Origin of the sequence: Bacillus solimangrovi (assembly GCF_001742425.1) — a bacterium.
Lineage (GTDB): Bacteria > Bacillota > Bacilli > Bacillales > Bacillaceae_N > Bacillus_AV > Bacillus_AV solimangrovi.
Genome location: NZ_MJEH01000024.1, coordinates 1 through 19,245, shown reverse-complemented (window position 1 = coordinate 19,245; position 19,245 = coordinate 1). Strand labels below are relative to the sequence as shown.

The following is a 19,245-nucleotide window of genomic DNA, read 5'->3' as shown; positions in this document are numbered from 1 at the left end:
ATGGGGGATGAAGCAAATGAACGAGTATAAACTTCAAGGTCTCTCTTGCGGTAACTGTGCTAGAGAGATGGAAGAAGAAATTAATAAGTTAGAAAATGGTGAAGGTTCGAGAATCCTCTACAATAGTAGTAAGCTCGTATTGAATGATGGCGTTGATATGCAAAAGGTTGAGAAGATCTTATCTTCAGATGGTGCAACAATTACGAAAGAAAACAATGAACATGACCATAATCATTCACATTTTAATAATAATCGTATGAAAATGTTGCTCTCCATGTCAGCCTTAATTTTCATAGCAGGTATATATGTTGATACACAAGTAGATAACATCATTCCAATCATAATGTATTTAGTTGCAGCAGCGGCTAGTGGTTACAATACGTTTATTAAAGGGGCAAAAAACCTCGTTAAGTTTAAGTTCAATATTGATACACTCATGACAATTGCGTTAATCGGAGCATTCTCTATCGGTGAATGGAAAGAAGGAACCTTAGTAGCAATTCTATTTGGAGTAAATGAGTTGTTAGAAGGACTAGGGATGGAGAAGGCAAGAAAATCTATGGAAGAGTTATTAAAAGTAGCTCCTAAAGAAGCCATATTGATTGAAAATGGTCAAGAACGAATTGTTCCGATCGGTATTTTGAAAGAAGGAGATATCGTTCTCGTTAAATCAGGACAAAAAATTCCGTCCGATGGAATTGTCACTTCTGGGAAAAGTTCGGTAAATGAAGCTGCCATAACAGGAGAAGCAATGCCTGTTGAAAAAGAACCGGATGAAAAGGTCTTCGGTGGCAGTATTAATAATGAAGGCATTTTAAAAGTGAAAATCACGAAACAATACAAAGATTCTTCGCTTGCAAAGATTCTCCACTTAGTAGAAGAGGCGCAAGAAACGAAAACACCTACAGAGCAATTCATAAATCGATTTGCAAAATATTATACACCAATGATTATGGTGATTTCAGTACTTGTGATGATCGTGCCACCGTTATTATTTAACGGGGACTGGGGTGCTTGGTTTTATCAAGGTTTGGCTGTATTGATTGTAGGCTGTCCATGTGCATTGATCTTGTCATCACCAATTGCAATTGTCTCAGGTATTGCTCGAAATGCTCGAAACGGAATTCTAGTAAAGGGTGGCGTATTCCTCGAGCAATTAGGGAAGATTGACACGATTGCGTTTGATAAAACAGGTACACTTACGAAAGGCCATCCATATGTAGAAAAAATGGTTGTTAATGATGAAGATCGTTTTCTTCATATTGCTGGTTCAATTGAAAGAGCATCATCTCATCCGATAGCAAAAGCTATTATAAAAAAAGTAGATGAACAACAGATTGCTTATACAGAACCTGACGAATTAAATACGATTTCAGGTCAAGGCGTAACAGCTATTATTAACGGTAAACAATATAAAGTAGGAAACGAGAAAAGTATTAGTTTTACGTTACCTGTTGATGTTTCCGAAAAAATAAATCGATTAAAAAATGAAGGGTACACACTTGTCATTGTCTCAGATGAAGAAAAGGTATTAGGGTTATTTGGGATAACTGATGAAATTAGAGAAGAAAGTAAAGTAATAATTGAAAACCTTAAGTTAGCTGGAGTAGAAAATACGGTGATGTTAACGGGTGATCATAATAAGACAGCAGAAAAAGTAGCAAAGCAAGTAGGTTTAACGAATTATTATGCTAGTCTTTTGCCAGATGAAAAGGTAGCAAAAGTAAAGCAACTAACTAAAACAGGTAAAGTAGCTATGGTTGGAGATGGAATTAATGATGCACCTGCTTTAGCAACAGCAGATTTGGGTATTGCAATGGGTAAAGGAACAGATAGTGCAATTGAAACAGCTGATATTGTACTAATGCAAGATCATCTTGGGAAATTACCGTCTGCAGTAAGAATAGCTAAAAAGGTAAATAAAATAATAAAGGTAAATATCTCACTAGCACTAGGGCTAAAACTAATTGCGCTATTACTAACAATACCAGGAATGCTAACACTATGGATTGCGATATTATCAGATATGGGTGCTACAATCTTAGTCACGTTAATTAGCTTAACGATTATGCTTGGAGAAGAACAGCAAATCAAGCTATCCGAAAATGAGTAGATAAATTGGCATAAAAACACTTATGTAACCTTACAATACTAGTTGAATTATCTGACAGTATTGGGGGCATAAGTGTTTTTATCGTTGTTACTTAGCATATTCCTCTGGTGTTTTACCGATGATGGTTTTGAAATCTCTTATAAAATGAGATTGGTCATAGTAACCTAGTTGCATTGAGAGATCAATCCAATTATGATCATTGTTGTTTTCGATAATTTCAGCAGCATTTTGTAGTCGATAAAGTTTAATGACCCACTTAGGGCTTACCCCTACATATTGTTGAAAGATCCTTTGGAGCTTTCTTTTGTGTATATGGAAATGGTCGCAAAGGTGTTCAACTTTAGTGATACTTTGTTCTGAAATAATCAGATCAATAATTTGATTAACGAAAGTAATCTGCTCATCTCTTTTTGGAAGAGATTCCTCAATGATATTTTCTATATATTTAGTAGCTAATTGTGCGTCTTGTTCGAAAAGAATCGTCTCTTCAAGTGTTTGGGTAGAGACTCCAAAAACATCTTGAACGTTCATAGGCAAACTTGATAAATCAGATACAGACTTTTTGATAAATGGATAGAATCCTCCAGGTCTGAATTTTACACCGAATACTATTCCTTTTCCTTTTACTAGATAGGAGAATTTACGTTTTGTTGGGCCGAAGATACCTGTTTTATTGTGCTCAACGACTAAATTAACACAAGGGTTCGGAATAACATCTTGTAAAAATTGTTCCTTCTCAGATACATCCCAACTGACACACCAATAATGTTTGACGAAGAAACTTGTATGTTCAGAGGCGGGATATCGCGTAAGTGTATAATTATTTGTTGCTTCTTTTATTTTTAAAACTCCCATGTTGCTATTCTGAGCGTTGGTTTCCATCTTAATCACTTCCTTCCATTTTAAATTTGAATAAGCTGTACTTCATGTTAAGGGTGTCGTGTTTTTACAATACTTGTATGTCACTAATGATTATAATTGAGACCAGTAGCATATTAACATGTAATTCAGGAGGGTGATGGAATGCGTTTGAAATATGAATTTTACATTGATGCACAACCTGAGGATGTATGGGACACTTTAGTAACGCCTGAAGGAACTCGAAAAACTTTCTTCGGATGTGTCATTCGATCAACTTTCAAAGAAGGAGACTCATTTGAGTATGTAGGTCCAGGTCAAGATGGGGATGAGACAATTCATGTGTATGGAAAAATTTTAACATATGAACCGAATAAAGTACTAAGTTATCTTGAACATCCTAGTTCGACGTATCATGCTAATCATGAAGAGCTAGAGTCTCGTGTAACTTTTTCGTTAGAGACTGTAGGTACATGTACAAAATTAACGCTCGTTAATGATCAGTGGACGGATAATCATCCTGCTTATGAAAATGCAGAACAACATTGGTGGATGATTCTTAGTAATATCAAAACAGTAACTGAGACAGGAAGAGCTTTAAATTTTGGTTGATAGCTATTATTTGTGTGTAAGGGGCAGACACGCAAAGTGTTTCTTTGCAATCTGTTCTTTTTTTATGTAGATATCGTCAATGATAATTGGTAGAATGATACAAAATGAAATTAGGGGGGCGGAAGCGTATGAAAACAATCGGTATGCTGGGTGGTATGAGTTGGGAGTCTTCGGCTATCTATTATCAATTAATTAACGAAAGGGTAAAAGAGCAACTTGGTGGACATCATTCTGCTAAAAGTATCTTGTACTCTGTTGATTTCCATATGATAAAGCAACTTCAAGAGAGTGGACAATGGGATGAAGCGACAAGACAATTAATTGAGACTGCAAGATATATCGAAAAAGCAGGTGCTGACTTTCTTATTATTTGTACAAATACAATGCACAAAATGGCTGATGAAGTCCAAGCAGGCATTTCAATCCCACTGCTTCACATTGCTGATATGACAGGTGAACAAATTATTAAGCAAAAGCTAAAAAAAATTGGCTTATTAGGTACAAATTTTACAATGGAGCAAGACTTCTATAAAGGAAGATTACAATCAAAGTACGATCTAGACATAGTCGTTCCAGATGATAACGATCGAAAAATAATACACGAGATTATTTACAATGAGTTATGTCTAGGTGTTGTAAAAAACGAATCAAAACAGCAATACTTAAAGATAATAGCAAAGCTTATTGACAATGGAGCGGAAGCAATCATTCTCGGATGTACTGAAATTACGATGTTAGTGAAACAATTAGATGTAAGTGTACCTGTATTTGACACGACAAAAATTCATGCAAACAAGGCAGCAGACTTTGCAATACAGAATGCCACATCTTATTGATTTTCAAAAATGAATGACAATTCATTGTGTTGATCGTTCATAAACCGTATGATGATAATATAGGAACATAGTCAAAGTCATTTAAAAATACAATATTAAAAAAGAGAGGTTGACCGTTAGTGTTACAAATAGAAGAGCAGAACGGTGTTAAGACTGTTAAAGGCACAGTGACTGCCCAGGGCGTTTCGATTTCGGTCTATATGTATTTTGTTGATGGCATGCTTATTGATACGAGTACGGTTCAGTTGCAAAGATGGTTAATTCCTTTCTATGAAGAGCATAATATTGATATGGTCAGTCTAACTCACTGGCATGAAGATCACACAGGGACAGCAGCATGGCTTCAGAAAAATAAGGACATTCCAATACACATTCATCCGATGTCAATTGAGATATGCAGACAACCTGCTAGTTATGCTCAATATCGTAAAAAGTTTTGGGGTGTGAGGGAGCCATTTGAAGCTCTTCCATATGATAAGAAAGTAGAGTCACGAAGTAGGAGCTGGGATGTGATTCATACACCAGGTCATTCAGCCGATCATGTTTCTTTATATGAAGCGGAAACTGGAATTCTTTTTTCTGGAGATTTGTTTGTCAGTCCTAAACCTAAATTAATTCTTAAGGATGAATCAATTCCACTAACGATTGCGACAATACGTAACGTATTGACTTATGATTTTGAAGAGATGTTTTGTAGTCATTCTGGTTACCATCATAACGGGCGTAAGGTGCTTCAGAATAAGCTCAATTGTTTAGAAGAGTTAAGCGGTGAGATTATTCACTTACATGAGCAAGGATTATCGATGAATGAGATTAATCAAGAGATCTATCCGAGACCTCAACCAATGCAAGCGCTATCGAATGGAGAGTGGGACTCAATCCATATTGTTCGATCAGTACTTGGAGAATATGTTTAAATAAAACGGTTAGGTGCTATCTTAATCATTAGACAAGATAGCGCTACATAGTTAAGTGGAATTAAAATCGAATTAATGTTTGACGGGAGTATTAATTCGATTTATAATTTAAAAATGTGACTGACGTGTCAGTTATATTTAGGGAGGAATTTTTGCATGAAGAAAACTGATGAACTATTGTTAGACGCAGCCTTATCTATCTTTCATGAAAAAGGTTATCACTTAACAAGAGTATCAGATATTGTTAAGCAAGCTGGTGTTTCACAAGGTACATTTTATTTATATTTTAAAAGCAAGGAAGAAATATATGCAAAGTTAGTCGATCAATTCCTAGAAAGAATATTGCTTAGCCTTGAAGAATTATCAATTCAATTAGAACCATTAGATGATGTAGATGGAAAAAAGGAGCTAATATATCATACTTTTAGGTTTTTTTATGAAAACCGAAAAATGGCGAACTTAACATTCACTAACCAAGTAGAAACTCCTAGTATAAATGAGATAATCGAGCAGCGTGATCAAGCGATTGTAGCGTTTATAAAAAAGGTCATTAGATCATCAGAACCATATAATCAGTTTTCTGATGAAGAATTAGACATAGCAGCAAGTGGAATTCATGCAATGTTTATTCATCTGAATTATAAGTGGTTCAATGAAGATAGTGTTGATGAGAGATACATTGATTTGTTAGCTGGTGTAGTATTTCGAATGATTATGTAAGCTAGATATAGGTATGGAGTTAATTTGACTTTTACCACTAATTGTATTTAGGTGAAAGTCAAATTTTTATAATCTAAACTGACTGATTCGTCAGTTATGTATATTGAACATGAATTTGAAGAGAGATTAAGGTTGGAAGGGGAATATCTAAGTCATGAAAGTGCTTGAGAAGCAGTTGTCTATTATTGTTATCGGATTAAGTCTATTGTTGGTAGGTTGTTCAAATGATGAAACTTCAGCGCAGTCTGAAAAGGCTGTAGTAGTAGAATTACAACAAATAAAAGAAGAAAATGCTCCTATTTATTTGAATTATCTTGGTAATGTAACTGTGAAAGATACAAAAAAATATAGTTTTAAAACGTCAGGTAAAGTTCAGTCCCTTTCAGTAGAGAAAGGTAATCATGTTCAGAAAGGTCAAGAGATTGCAAGACTTGAAACGACAGAGCTTCAATATGCTGTGAATGCTGCGATTGGTCAGTATCAGTCAGCAAAAGCTCAATATGATAAAGCAGTGAATGGAGCATCGTTAGAAGATAAAGAGCAAGCAAAATTAGCTGTTAGTCAAGCTGAGGTTTCTGTTGAACAGGCTAAAATAGTTATGAAACAGGCAGAAGAAGCCTATCAATTTGTAGAAGATCAACTTACAAAATATAAAATTTTATACGATGAAGGAGTAGTTGCTCAAAACGAACTAGATAAATTAGTGTTAGAGAGAGAATTGAAACAGAAAGATTTTGAAAATACGAAACAACAGCTTTCTCAAGCAGAAATTGGGTTAGCAAATGCTCAACAAGTATCGAAAGATGTAGAAAATGGGATAAGAGTGGAAGATATTGAAGCACTAAAAGGTCAGCTTGAGCAGTCTAAGGCAAATGTAGATGCACAGAAGAAGATGCTTCAAGATGCAGTTATTTATGCTGAACAGTCTGGTGTTGTTAGTGAATTACCAGTAAAGTCAGGTGAAGTGATTAGTGCAGGTTATCCAGTTGCTGTATTACGCACACCAGAAAAAATTGTGCAAACAGGGATTACACAACAAGATATTAATGAGGTTGAACACGGTACAAAGGTTGTTTTAACTATAAACAATCAAGCGTATAACGGAATTGTAACTTATATTAGTGATACACCTGATATGCAGACTCGCACATTTGAAACAGAGATAGCGTTTGAAAACGAATTAGATCTACCATTAGGATTGGTTGCTGAGGTAGATTTCGAAACAGGAGAACAGAGTGCGATTTCAATTCCAGTAACGAGCATTTTAAATGATGGTGAGAAAGATTATGTGTATGTGATTGAAGAGGAGAGAGCTATTAGGAAAATTATCGAAATAAAAGATCTTCAAGGCACAAATGCAACTGTAAAAGGTTTAAAAGATAGTGACAAGCTAGTCATTAAAGGAATGAAAAACCTACGTTCAGGAAGCCTTATTACAACGGTGAAAAAGAGTTCTAAGAGTGAATTAGAGAACAAGGGTTTAGAAGAAGGTGTAAAGGAATATGAGTAAGGGTGCAATTTATAAAGCAATTGTGAATCGAAAGGTTACCTTCTTTGTAATTGTCTTAGTTATTTTAGCGGGAATGATTAGTTATAGAGCGATTCCTAAGCAAGAGATTCCAGATGTTACGTCACCTGCTGCATTGATTAGCACTATATATCCAGGAGCTTCTTCTTCTGAAATCGAACAGCTTGTAACAACACCGATCGAGGATGAACTATCAGATATTGATGGAATTTTGAAATTAGAATCTACATCTGTTTCGAATTTATCTATTGTAATTGTTGAGTTTGATGTAGATGTAGATACAGGTGAAGTATTTGATGATGTACGTACAAAGGTTGATGCTGTTAAGTCTGATTTACCAGATGGAGCAATGGAACCGGAGATTGATACAGAATTAACTGAAACACCAGGAGTCATTCTAGCTTTTACAGGTGAGAATTATGAGCAAGCACAATTAGAGGAGTACGCAGAAGTTTATAAGCGTGAATTAAGACTAGTTGATGGAATACGGAAAATTGATGTAGAGGGCAGTGAGGAGAAGCGAATTGTCGTTGAAGTCGATCATACAAAATTAGCATCTTATCAACTTTCACTTGATGATATTCTTACACTTCTAAGTGGACAAAATATCAACATATCATCAGGGTCAATTGGTGAGGGTTCATCAAAGATTAATGTGAAAACGGAAGGTTTGTTTGAATCATTAGATGAGATTGAGAATATGATCGTAGATGTTTCACAAGAAACAGGTGCGGTTATTCGAATACGTGATCTAGCAGATGTTAAGTTTGAACGAAGTGACCGTGATTTAAGAATTCGTCATAATGGTGAGGAATCAGTATTACTAGCATTGTATTTTGAAAAATCGCAAAATAGTGTTGCAATTGGAGAAGATCTGAAAAAGAAGTTAGATATGCTTAATCATAATGTTCCGTCAGATTTACATGTTGATGAAGTTGTTTTTCAACCAGATGATGTAGATAAGTCGATTTCTGACTTTATTATAAATCTCGTTATTGGAGTTATTTTAGTCATTATCGTTGCATTAATTGGAATGGGCTGGCGTAGCGCGATTGTTATTTCAACAGCATTACCACTAGCAATCTTTACAACATTTGGGGTTATGTATGTAATGGGTGTTAAGCTTGAGCAAATATCAATTGCTGGGTTAATTATTGCACTGGGTATGCTTGTTGATAACTCTATTGTTGTTAGTGATTCTATTCGTAAGAGGCTTGATGATGGAGAAGCGCGTTTGAAAGCATGTGTTGAAGGAACTAAGGATGTTGCTGTACCTATGTTTGCATCATTGTTAACAGTATTAACTGCTTTCACGCCCTTGTTAATCATTCCTGGTGCGTCTGGTGAATTTTTAAATAGTTTACCAAAGGTTGTTATGGTCAGTTTAATTGCTTCGTATTTAACAGCGTTATTTGTAATCCCGATGCTTTCATATGTGGCATTACCTAGCGCAGAGCAGAGCAAACCGCAAAGGAAAACAAAGTTGTTCCATTTCTTCGTAAATGCACATGCTTATGTATCAAAGCGAAAGGTATTGGCACCTATACTTACAATTGTATTATTTGCAGCTATGGTATTTACACAATCATTATTAGGTCTTTCTTTCTTCCCGAAAGCAGACAAAGATATGTTGTATATCGATATTAATACGTTGGAGAGTAATGATATTGAGATAACTGAGAGTGTAATAGAAACAGTTGAAGACATATTGAGCGAAGAGCCTGAGGTGAAAAGTTATACATCAGCTGTAGGTGGTGGTTTACCTAGGTTCTTTGTAACGGTATTCCGTGGAGGAGAGTCAGCTGATGCTGCACAAGTCAAGTTAGACATTGACCTTGAGCAGAGTGAACGTTTTGAGAGTAAGCCACAATTAGTTGATTATCTTCAAGAGAGAATTGATAAAAGTCTTGTTGGTGTAGAAGCTGTAGTGAAAGAAATTGAACAAGGTCCACCAGGTGGAGCACCAATACAAATACGTGTGCTAGGAGAGGACATTCAGGAAATTAAGAATATAGCAAAGGTTGTTTCAGGTAAGTTAGTAGAGCTCCCTGGTGCTGTAAATGTACTAGATGATAGTGCTGATTTAGAATATCAGTATTATATTGATGTTGATACAAATCTAGCAACTCAAGTCGGATTAAGTAAATATGATATTCAAAAGCAAATTGCCTTAGCATTAAATGGTTTAACCTCCTCCACTTATCGTACAAAGAGTGATGAATATGATCTAGTTGTAAAATCGAATATTAATTCTATTGAAGAGCTAGAGTCATTAGCAATTAAATCTAGTGTTACAGGAGTAAAAGTTCCACTAAAGCAGGTTGCAAATGTACAATTACGACCAGAGTTATCAGTCATTTATAAATATGATCGTCAATATGTTGTTGAAGTATCAGGCTATGCTAAGGATGGGTACAGTGCTGTTGAAATTCAAGATCAATTAGAAAGTGAAATGAGTGGAATTGATACTGGTAATGTAATGTTAGATTTTGCAGGGGAAAAACAAGATATAGAAAACAACTTCGGTGCGGCGGCTTCGTTTGCGATCATTGCAGTTGCAGTGATGTTTATAATTATGTTTGTTCAATTCAAATCATTTGTTCAGCCATTGATTATATTTGTATCTATTCCTCTTGCTATGTTTGGTTCATTTTTAGGCTTGCTTATATTTGGTTTGCCGTTGTCATTTACTGTAGTATTAGGAGTCATTTCACTAAGTGGGATTGTAATTAACAATGCACTTATTTTGACTGATTTCATGAACAGAGAAATAGAAAATGGTAAGAGCATTCATGAGGCAACGGCTAACTCGGTTAAGAGCCGTGTTCGCCCAATTTTAATCGGTGCTACGACTACAGTGTTTGGTCTTCTTCCGTTAGCCGTATCCGGAAATGGCTTGTTCTCTCCAATGGCTGTTGCATTAATGTTTGGAATCATGTTGTCAACAGCGTTAACACTTGTATTAATACCAGTATTGAACGAGATTGTTATGACTTTGCTAGATAAAATTCAAGGTAGAAAGTCATCGCAGCGAGTGGATCAGCAACATGATATACAAGTGTAATAGTATTTTTAATAAGGTAGTACTTTTGCGGATGGCGAGAATGTATAGTATTACCACTTTTCAAAATATAGAAACTGAAATAAATAAGTGTTAAGAACAGATTTTTAAGGAACATATTTTGATTATTTTTTGTAAAGGAATATATAGTATGTTAAGTGAAACTAAAGGATCTTGAGAACGTATATATTTGATAATAAGGGGGAGTGATTTGAATGAGTGATCAAAAAGGGTGCATGAAATGTGGCAGTACTCATGTTGGTCAGAAGGAAGTAGCGATGACGGGTACAGGCTTGTCGAAAATGTTCGATATTCAAAACAATCAGTTTCTAGTCGTATATTGTAAGAATTGTGGATACTCTGAGTTTTATAATAAAGAAGCTTCAACGGGATCGAATATACTAGATTACTTTTTTGGTTAATAATGATATCTAGATTAAAGATGATTACCTTAAATTTATAGGTGATCATCTTTTTTTATTAAGTGCGAAAATATAAGACTAGGCTTCAGTCCTACACGAATTATGTGAGTGATGTAAGGGTAATGGATCTTGTATAGTTATTCTCTTGTGTCAATAAAATTTATGATTCCAATTTATAGTAAGTACCCTTAGTTAAGACTTATTTTCCTTAAGCATGACGAACAACTTAGTAAGACACAAATATAAGTCTCTAAATAGTTTATATGTTCTAACTATCGGATGAATGAAAAGGAGAAGAGAAAATTATGAAGCGACTTATTCACCTATTAATCATCACTTCTTTATTCGTAGGTTTTGGAATTAATCATCCTGTACAAGCTGATTCAGGTGAAGGTACTGTAATTAATGAAAAGTTTGGCCCTCCAATTGTAGCCTATGGGGGTTCACTGACTACCGAACAGCAAGAGCAAGTAAAGCAGTTACTAGATGTTCATGGGGATAGTGAAGTAAGTGAGATAACTGTAACGGGTGCTGATATTAAGAAATATATAGATGGCGATTCTAACTCTCGTATGTTTTCATCTGCAAAAATAACACGAACTGATAAGGGAGAGGGACTTGTCATCAATCAACTTACTCCTGAAAATATTACTGAGGTAACAAATGAAATGTATGCTAATGCATTATTAACTGCTGGAATTGAAGATGCTCAAGTAAATGTAGCTTCTCCTGTAAAAGTAACAGGACATTCTGCATTAACTGGTATCTATAAGGCATATGAAGTAAGTGGTGGCGAAGAATTGAATGGCGAACGTTTGGAAATTGCAAATGAAGAGTTAGGTATTGTTACTGAACTTGCTAAGCAAGAAGGTCTTGATGGTGAAACAGCAAACGAGCTTATTACACAAATAAAAAAACAAATAGCAGAACAAAGTCCAATTACGAAAGAAGAAGTACAGGAGATTGTTGAAGAAGAATTGAATAAAATCAATATCGAATTAAGTGATGAAGATCGCCAGCTACTAATAAATTTGTTTGATAAAATGAGAGCACTTGATATTGATTTTGAGCAAGTGAAAAATCAGTTGGAAGAACTAACTTCTGGAATTTCGAAGAAAATAGAAGAGATTTCAGAGGATGAAGGGTTTTGGCAAAAGATTGTTGACTTCTTTAATGGGTTTATTGAAGCAATACGTTCAGTTTTGAAATAATTAATAACACCCTATCATTATTCAGTAGAAGTGATTTAATAAGTATTTCGTAGTAAGAGAAAACCATTGAAGATATGTTAGTAGTATAATTGTTAGTTATTTATTATCTACTGGTGATTATTGGTTAGTAACTGAAAGAACAAGGTGTAGATTATCTGCTAATCAGGTAATTTGCACCTTTTTATTGTGAAATAGAAATGAACATGGATATTAAAGATCACCAGATTATTGATAAATGCATAAAACACCTGAAAATCATTGGTGCTGATGCAAAAATAAAACAAGTATAAAGGATTTAAGTAAGAAGCTTAAAGATAATTAGAATATCAAATTATAAAATAAATAGTAATCAGAAGGCTTTCCTAAATTTTGAGCGAAACTTTATATTTGAATGGTTTGTTATAGCGGTGACAAGATATCGGTTTCATTATTATAGGAATTTGGGAAAGGGGAGAGAGAATGAGTAGGTTATTAGAGTTGCTGAAAATTAAGTATCCGATTATTCAAGCGCCAATGGCTGGTGGAATGACAACTACATCTCTTGTATCTGCTGTGTCTAATGGAGGAGGTCTTGGTAATATAGGAGCAGGTTATATGACTGCGAATGATTTACGCGTACAGATTCGAGATGTGAAAGCAACAACAGCCAATCCTTTTGGCATTAACCTATTTGTTCCTGAGCATGTTCAATACAACGAATCATTAGCAGATGATTCATTTACATACATGAAGCCGTTTCGTAAGCAGTTGGAGCTTAAGGAAGAAGTTGTTCGGCATTATGATTCAAATTTTGAAGATCAACTACAGGTTATATTAGAGGAAGGAGCTTCGGTTTGTTCGTTTACGTTCGGTTTGCCGAATAAAGGCGTGATTGAAGCACTTCACCAAAATGGAACAGTAGTCATTGGAACTGCAACTACAGTTGTTGAAGCACAAGAGATCGAAAGGCTAGGGTTAGATGCAATTGTTGTACAGGGTAGTGAAGCAGGTGGACATAGAGGGAATTTTCTTCATCAAACAGACCATAGTTTAATTGGATTAATGTCTCTAGTTCCCCAAGTGGCTGACAATGTAACCATTCCTGTGATCGCTGCTGGTGGTATTATGGACGGAAGAGGCGTGAGTGCTGCAATGTGTTTAGGTGCGCAGGGTGCACAGATGGGAACGGCTTTTCTTACATGTACAGAAAGTGGTGCGAACGAGGTTTATAAAAAAGCAGTTTTGGAAGCGAACGAAGATGAACTGATTTTAACAAAAGCATTTTCAGGAAAATTTGCAAGGGGAATCAACAATTATTTTATTGAACAAATGAACTTGTACGATAAGGAACTTCCACCTTATCCGATTCAAAACACGTTAACTAAAGGCTTGAGAAAAGAAGCTGGAAAACAGTCTAATTCTGATTTTATGTCATTATGGTCTGGTCAAAGTCCACGTTTAAGTCGTGCAATATCTGCTCAGCAGCTAATTGAGCAAGTGATGGATGAAATGAATAACATATTAATGTAAAAATGGTTAGGCGAAAATTGAAGATAACAAGCTAAAAAACAGTTATATTCACACGGTAAATCACACAATAAAAGGTCAGAGATTAACCTCCGAGCTTTTATTGTGTAGAATACTTTATCGGAAAATGTATTTTTTAGGAATGCGTTAAAATATCCAGCCGTTAAAAACCATACCTACATTAATAATAAAATGAAAGACTATGGCTGGGTATATGCTATTGGTCTTTAAAACTACAAATGCGTAGAAAAGCCCTCCTAATGAAAAAAGTAAACTCATTATCAAAGGGATTCCTATCGATATATGCAAGAGACCGAATCCAATGCTGGTAGTGAGAACGGCAAAAAAAGTCGAGACATTTCTTTTTAAACTAGATAACATGATCCCTCTCCACATAAACTCTTCTAGGAAAGCGTTTATGATGGAGAAAAATATACCATATATTACAAAGGATGTTGTATAGTTTATACCCTCAAGGAACAACAAAGGTATAAAGATTGTAGTTGAACCAAGTAGTCCGAAAAATAGAAAATAAGATATTTTAATTGAATGAAATGGTAATACTATGCGTTTTCCCCAATCTGGTAATGCTGTATAAAGAAATACTTTTTGCTTGGATATCAACATTGAAAGCAATAGTCCACATATAATAAGTAGAAGTGAACTTCTGTTTAAAATGATTTTCATCTCTTTTGATATGTCCCATTGAGTATAATAATTGGATACCATTTGAAACATTAATAGCCCTAACAAAAAGAATATAAATAAACAAACCGTAGAACGATATTTAGGGGTTAAAATGTAGAAGAAGAGAAAGAACAAGATTGATAACATTCCCCAAATAAACAACCTGTATGAAAAAAGAATAATGCCTGAGAGAAAAAAACTCGATAAAAGTATGAGTAATGTATTTGCCCTAAAGTATAGTATGTATAATCCCTCCATTTATCATCTGTTAATTTGTTTTATGGTATTTACAGTTAACGGAACAATAACATTTTTTCTTAGTTAATCAGTTTAACATAAAGCACCTGTTTCTATTGTTAATTTTTAACATCTGGATTTATAACATTATTTGCATCCTAAATAACAAAGCGAAACAATCTATTGTTATTCTATTAATCAGGGAATGAAAAAAGTAATGCCCTATACATATCAATAGAAAAATCGAGTATAAAATCTTTGCGATTTCATACTCGATTCCCAATGCTAATTCTAATTCCATTGTTTCTCACGTTATCTGAACTACTTAGGAAAATACCCTAACCTTTTTGCTTTGTTACTTCTTCTTTCTTGCTTGTTCAGCCATTTTACGATTTTTCATTTCTATAATATCTTTCTGTCGTTTATATTGTTCTGGATCTGCAAAGAATGCTAGTTCCTTTTGAAGCTTTTTATAACTCTCATAACGTGCTTGAGTTAATTCACCGTTATTAATTGCTTTTTTAACAGCACAATGAGGTTCATTGACATGTTGACAGTCCCGAAAGCGACATTGATTTGCAAGTGATTCAATATCTTGAAAAGCATCGGATAACGAAGAATCTGACGCCCATAATTGCAATTCTCGCATTCCTGGTGTATCTATAATCATACCTTGTTCAAGCAGAATTAAATCACGGGATGTTGTTGTATGGCGACCCTTGTCATCATCTTCACGAATTGTTTGTACTGCTTGGTGTGAATCACCTATAAGAGCGTTGGTTATTGTTGATTTTCCAACACCAGAGGAACCGATTAAAGCAACAGTTTGCCCAGTAGAGAAATATGACTTAAGTTGAGCGATACCTTGCCCAGTTTTACAACTTATTGTATGAATCGGTACACCAAACGCAATGCCTTCCACTTCTGCTAGTTTTAAGGTGAGATCGTCACACAAATCTGCTTTATTAAGCACGATAACAGGGTTTGCGCCGCTCTCCCAAGCGAGTGTTAAATACCGTTCGATTCGACGGGGATTGAAGTCCTTATTAAGTGCTGAAACAAGAAAAACAGTATCAATATTTGCTGCTACGACTTGTTCTTCAGTTGTTTTTCCCGGTATTTTTCGAGAAAAGTGACTTTTTCTCGGTAAAAGATCGTGGATAACAACAGCCTCATTATGGTTGCCCTTAACGATTACCCAATCACCTACAGCTGGTATTTCACTACGCTCAGTTACGTTGTAATAAAATTTACCTGACAACTTAGCGACTGATTCGCCATGTACAGAATATATTTTATAAAGATCTGTCCCTTGCCCGACAATTCTTGCAACGTAAAATGTTTCATCAGTATTTTTAAGCTCAAATGCTTTGTTATAAGTTTCTGACCATCCAAGTTTATTAAGATTCAATTCTGATTCCTCCTGAAATTATAGTAGGTGGAGGAACCCTCATTTTAGAAAGATTAAGTTAAGAGCGAGAATTCCTCCAATTATTTACGGTAAGAATTTGCATTGCAATCATATCCCACACTCCTTTAATAATGTTACTTTTAGTTTAGCTGTTATAGCGGTGGATCGCAATTGAAAGTATTTGTAAGCAGAAGGGATGTTATAATAGAATATATATAAGAATCTAGAAAATGGAGCGATGTGAATGAAGAAAATTGTATTGCTTATTTTAATCGGATTAGCTATCGTCTCAATCGTTGCATTCTTTGTTGGAAATTATCAAGTAGCGTTTGGGATTGGCTTCGTCCTACTTTGTGGATTGCTTGGAATAGGAAATTTTTATCAATTTGAAACGCGTGATTATTTGCATCGTGAATATGATCATAAACGATATGTAGAGCGGTTTAAATCAAAATAAGGATAGGAAAAAAGCTAGATTTAACTGGCTTTTTCCTATCCTTATTATTTTTTCTGGTACATACTTAGTCCAGTTGCAAATGTAAGTAACAGAATTCCGAATAACGTTTGTGTAGACCAAACAATACGTGGATCGAATAATTGAAAGAAGAATGTGAAGATAGGAATGAGACATATGCTCATCATTACAACAAACGGGTCACAGAATTGGATACCAATTTGCATTAGGTAGAGCGGTAGAATAACGCCTGCAATACTTGCGATTAAAATCCATTCCCAGTGATTAATAAGTACGTTTGGTAAGGACTTACTAGCAAATAAAGCTGAGAAGATAATGATTGCATAAAAGCGATGAGCCATTATTTTTTCAGCATGCCAACCTTGATTACTTAACCGTTTTGAGTAAATTGTCGCAAACACAGCTCCGATGCTACATGAGAGTGCTGCGCTAATTCCTTTGAATAAAGTATCTCCTGGTATAACCCCAAGGCCAGATTGACCATTGATTGTTGTCCAATATAAAAAAAGACTACCTGTTAAAACACCAGCACTTATGAAATAATCCTTAACAGATGCCTTCCTCGAAGGATAGAGCCAAGTTGAGAAGACGAGCAGAAAGAATGGTGCTAAACCCATTTCAATTGCACTTACAACTGCTGGTTCAATGTATTTTAGTGCGAAATAGAAGCTCACAAATGCTACTACTGTACTTATATTTAAGAGTACTATATCTCGATATGAAGTTTTACTGTTCTTGCTAGTATCTTTTTTTAGATAGTGAATGGTCTGGAACATAATCATACATAACAGAAAGCTAATAAATGTAAATGTGATTGGGTTTATGGTCTGAACTTGTTTTGCATAGAAAACTTGGTTGGCACTTGTTAACAACGCAGATATCGTTAATAGTAGAAGACTGTATAAGTAAGTGTTTTGTATTGGTGCTTTTGTTTTTAACGCCATATTGGTCCCCATAAAAAACAACCTTTCTAAAAGTTTGAATTTTTAGAATTATAACATGAGAGATAAGGTGTTTACATAGAAAAAAACGTGGAATCTCATTTGATTCTACGTTTTTTTCGGAATATTGTTTTTTAAGATCTATAAAAAGGGATTTCGAATAGACACATGACAAAAACATCAATTTGAAAGAGGGTTGCTTACTTTAACATATGAATACTCATGTGCTTCACCTAGCATACGCATTGTCGTAACGGCTTTGTAATCAATTTCTTTGTTAAAAAAAATGTTTCGATCTTCATTTATTGATTGTACATCGGCACCATTATGTTGAAGGTTTTCGAAGGTCATATCAATTTGTTTTTTTACGATATTCCATAGAAATTGCTCATCTATATCACGTAATTCTTTAGTTAGTTGAAGAATGAGTTCCCCTATGTGGTTTTGAACAACAGAGTAGAAAACTTTGTTGCGTACTGATTTTAAGCTGTCTGTTAAAATGCGAGATTTGGCATGAAATTTAGTTAGATCAAATCCAGCTTTTGATAATCGTTCTTTATCAACACGAATTCCCTCCCAATCTCTAATTAATATTTTTGTAGGAGTTCCATCTTGATGAAAGACTGGGACAGTGTTTTGAAGGTGTCCTTCTAATCCTATTCCGTATTTAACGAGTAAAGGGATTACTCCTGAAATGATATTTTGTACATATTTCTGTAAAAATGAATGAACAGCATCTTTTAAACAATCAATTTCGTAAGTTTGCTTATACTGGCAAATAAGTTGTACGAGTAAAGTTGATTCATTAGTTGTATTCGTTGAAAGTAACGCAGAACCAACAATAGGAATTTCATTCTCCTCAATGTAGTGATAGAGGTTCTCACGAATGACACACGCCAAATTCTCACTTCGTTCTGTCCTTAATGGTTCATTATCTGATTCTTTTAAGAAATGAAGTCCGCCAAGTTCGACAATAGGTATAAACGTACGCTCATTTATTAGGAGATCAGTTTTTGTAATGGATGTCAAAATCTCACTCATTAATGGGCCATTATGAATGGTTTGCTCAGATAATGTTCGAACTTCTCCTGTCAAATGCACGTTTGTTGTAAGTTTATAGTGTGGTTTAAGTCCTTCAATTACTTTTGGAAAGAGCGTTCGAAAAGACATACCTGCATAATAAGCAGAATTGTTGTAAGGAACATCAATTAACAAAAACTTATCCAATTCTGCAGCGTACATAGTTGGTATGACTTTTTCCATCTGCCACGGATGAATTGGCAAGATGAAATAGTCTTCAGTTTGCTTGTTATGTTTGATAAGTGTTTCTTGAAATGTAGCTTTCAAAGAAGGTTCATATGAAAAAAGCATTTTATTCCAATCATTATTTAGAGTAGCAACGCTCACTAAGGAGTGATGGATCGCTATGAATGCTAAGTGAATAGAGTTTTGGAATTCGGCAGAATATTGATAATTTTCACTTGGAGATAATCCTTTTTTCAATTTTGCACCTGGATGACAAGGGTGTCCCTCAATAACGGATTGTTCAGTGAATGCATAGGCATGTGAATGAGATGTAAGCTCATTAAACATAAAGTTTTGTTGCTTATTTTCATAATGAGCATAAGCAAATGTAAGGTTCGCAGAGCTATTTGTTAGATCATGTTTGAATACATCAATCGCTTCTTGATCACCTTCCCAACCTTCCTT

General features: G+C 34.9%; 16 protein-coding genes. 11 read left to right on the top strand and 5 right to left on the bottom strand.

Annotated features, from left to right (window positions below):
• Nucleotides 1-16 precede the first annotated feature (16 nt).
• Nucleotides 17-2,113, top strand: a complete 2,097-nt coding sequence (locus tag BFG57_RS10105) for a heavy metal translocating P-type ATPase (protein ID WP_069717376.1) — start codon at nucleotides 17-19, stop codon at nucleotides 2,111-2,113.
• 87 nt (nucleotides 2,114-2,200) lie between these two features.
• On the opposite strand, the gene BFG57_RS10100 is transcribed toward BFG57_RS10105, so the two are convergent.
• Nucleotides 2,201-2,995, bottom strand: a complete 795-nt coding sequence (locus tag BFG57_RS10100) for a helix-turn-helix domain-containing protein (protein WP_069717375.1) — start codon at nucleotides 2,993-2,995, stop codon at nucleotides 2,201-2,203.
• 141 nt (nucleotides 2,996-3,136) lie between these two features.
• Between BFG57_RS10100 and BFG57_RS10095 the strand changes: the two genes are divergently transcribed.
• The 9 genes from BFG57_RS10095 (at nucleotide 3,137) to BFG57_RS10055 (ending at nucleotide 13,787) form a co-directional block, all read left to right on the top strand.
• Nucleotides 3,137-3,583 carry an SRPBCC family protein gene (locus BFG57_RS10095; protein WP_069717374.1) on the top strand — a complete coding sequence of 149 codons (447 nt, stop codon included), beginning with the start codon at nucleotides 3,137-3,139 and terminating at the stop codon, nucleotides 3,581-3,583.
• A 128-nt stretch (nucleotides 3,584-3,711) separates the two neighbouring features.
• On the top strand, nucleotides 3,712-4,419 hold the full coding sequence (locus BFG57_RS10090) for an aspartate/glutamate racemase family protein (protein WP_069717373.1): 708 nt from the start codon (nucleotides 3,712-3,714) through the stop codon (nucleotides 4,417-4,419).
• 119 nt (nucleotides 4,420-4,538) lie between these two features.
• Complete coding sequence (locus tag BFG57_RS10085) at nucleotides 4,539-5,336, top strand: MBL fold metallo-hydrolase (RefSeq protein ID WP_069717372.1); 798 nt, start codon at nucleotides 4,539-4,541, stop codon at nucleotides 5,334-5,336.
• Between the two features lie 156 nt (nucleotides 5,337-5,492).
• Complete coding sequence (locus BFG57_RS10080; RefSeq protein ID WP_069717371.1) at nucleotides 5,493-6,056, top strand: TetR/AcrR family transcriptional regulator; 564 nt, start codon at nucleotides 5,493-5,495, stop codon at nucleotides 6,054-6,056.
• A gap of 154 nt (nucleotides 6,057-6,210) precedes the next feature.
• Nucleotides 6,211-7,566, top strand: coding sequence for an efflux RND transporter periplasmic adaptor subunit (locus BFG57_RS10075; protein WP_069717370.1), 1,356 nt, complete (start codon nucleotides 6,211-6,213; stop codon nucleotides 7,564-7,566).
• On the top strand, nucleotides 7,559-10,648 hold the full coding sequence (locus BFG57_RS10070; protein ID WP_069717369.1) for an efflux RND transporter permease subunit: 3,090 nt from the start codon (nucleotides 7,559-7,561) through the stop codon (nucleotides 10,646-10,648). Before BFG57_RS10075 ends, BFG57_RS10070 begins: the two co-directional genes overlap by 8 nt.
• Nucleotides 10,649-10,860: 212 nt before the next feature.
• Nucleotides 10,861-11,067: a zinc ribbon domain-containing protein gene (locus BFG57_RS10065; RefSeq protein WP_069717368.1), complete on the top strand. Its 207-nt coding sequence runs from the start codon at nucleotides 10,861-10,863 to the stop codon at nucleotides 11,065-11,067.
• Between the two features lie 305 nt (nucleotides 11,068-11,372).
• On the top strand, nucleotides 11,373-12,278 hold the full coding sequence (locus tag BFG57_RS10060) for a DUF1002 domain-containing protein (protein ID WP_069717367.1): 906 nt from the start codon (nucleotides 11,373-11,375) through the stop codon (nucleotides 12,276-12,278).
• A gap of 459 nt (nucleotides 12,279-12,737) precedes the next feature.
• Nucleotides 12,738-13,787, top strand: a complete 1,050-nt coding sequence (locus tag BFG57_RS10055) for an NAD(P)H-dependent flavin oxidoreductase (protein ID WP_069717366.1) — start codon at nucleotides 12,738-12,740, stop codon at nucleotides 13,785-13,787.
• 144 nt (nucleotides 13,788-13,931) lie between these two features.
• Here BFG57_RS10055 and BFG57_RS19415 read toward each other — a convergent pair whose 3' ends face one another.
• Nucleotides 13,932-14,411 (bottom strand): CPBP family intramembrane glutamic endopeptidase, encoded by a 480-nt coding sequence (locus tag BFG57_RS19415; RefSeq protein WP_281186660.1) that lies wholly within the window; start codon nucleotides 14,409-14,411, stop codon nucleotides 13,932-13,934.
• A gap of 652 nt (nucleotides 14,412-15,063) precedes the next feature.
• Complete coding sequence (gene rsgA, locus BFG57_RS10045; RefSeq protein WP_069717364.1) at nucleotides 15,064-16,119, bottom strand: ribosome small subunit-dependent GTPase A; 1,056 nt, start codon at nucleotides 16,117-16,119, stop codon at nucleotides 15,064-15,066.
• Between the two features lie 244 nt (nucleotides 16,120-16,363).
• Here rsgA and BFG57_RS10040 point away from each other — a divergent pair, with 244 nt between their 5' ends.
• Nucleotides 16,364-16,576 (top strand): hypothetical protein, encoded by a 213-nt coding sequence (locus BFG57_RS10040; protein ID WP_069717363.1) that lies wholly within the window; start codon nucleotides 16,364-16,366, stop codon nucleotides 16,574-16,576.
• 44 nt (nucleotides 16,577-16,620) lie between these two features.
• Here the strand turns inward: BFG57_RS10040 and BFG57_RS10035 are convergent, their stop codons facing one another.
• Both BFG57_RS10035 and BFG57_RS10030 read right to left on the bottom strand, forming a co-directional pair.
• On the bottom strand, nucleotides 16,621-17,538 hold the full coding sequence (locus BFG57_RS10035) for a DMT family transporter (RefSeq protein WP_069717362.1): 918 nt from the start codon (nucleotides 17,536-17,538) through the stop codon (nucleotides 16,621-16,623).
• A 177-nt stretch (nucleotides 17,539-17,715) separates the two neighbouring features.
• Nucleotides 17,716-19,245: IucA/IucC family protein (locus BFG57_RS10030; RefSeq protein ID WP_069717361.1), on the bottom strand; the 1,530-nt coding region annotated here is incomplete at its 5' end.

Coding starts and splice junctions, on each gene's coding strand:
- BFG57_RS10075 (WP_069717370.1), top strand. CDS start 6,211: ATGAAAGTGCTTGAGAAGCAGTTGTCTATTATTGTTATCGGATTAAGT.
- BFG57_RS10040 (WP_069717363.1), top strand. CDS start 16,364: ATGAAGAAAATTGTATTGCTTATTTTAATCGGATTAGCTATCGTCTCA.
- BFG57_RS10100 (WP_069717375.1), bottom strand. CDS start 2,995: ATGGAAACCAACGCTCAGAATAGCAACATGGGAGTTTTAAAAATAAAA.
- BFG57_RS10065 (WP_069717368.1), top strand. CDS start 10,861: ATGAGTGATCAAAAAGGGTGCATGAAATGTGGCAGTACTCATGTTGGT.
- BFG57_RS10060 (WP_069717367.1), top strand. CDS start 11,373: ATGAAGCGACTTATTCACCTATTAATCATCACTTCTTTATTCGTAGGT.
- BFG57_RS10105 (WP_069717376.1), top strand. CDS start 17: ATGAACGAGTATAAACTTCAAGGTCTCTCTTGCGGTAACTGTGCTAGA.
- BFG57_RS10070 (WP_069717369.1), top strand. CDS start 7,559: ATGAGTAAGGGTGCAATTTATAAAGCAATTGTGAATCGAAAGGTTACC.
- BFG57_RS10080 (WP_069717371.1), top strand. CDS start 5,493: ATGAAGAAAACTGATGAACTATTGTTAGACGCAGCCTTATCTATCTTT.
- BFG57_RS10035 (WP_069717362.1), bottom strand. CDS start 17,538: ATGGCGTTAAAAACAAAAGCACCAATACAAAACACTTACTTATACAGT.
- BFG57_RS10095 (WP_069717374.1), top strand. CDS start 3,137: ATGCGTTTGAAATATGAATTTTACATTGATGCACAACCTGAGGATGTA.
- BFG57_RS10055 (WP_069717366.1), top strand. CDS start 12,738: ATGAGTAGGTTATTAGAGTTGCTGAAAATTAAGTATCCGATTATTCAA.
- BFG57_RS19415 (WP_281186660.1), bottom strand. CDS start 14,411: ATGTTGATATCCAAGCAAAAAGTATTTCTTTATACAGCATTACCAGAT.
- BFG57_RS10090 (WP_069717373.1), top strand. CDS start 3,712: ATGAAAACAATCGGTATGCTGGGTGGTATGAGTTGGGAGTCTTCGGCT.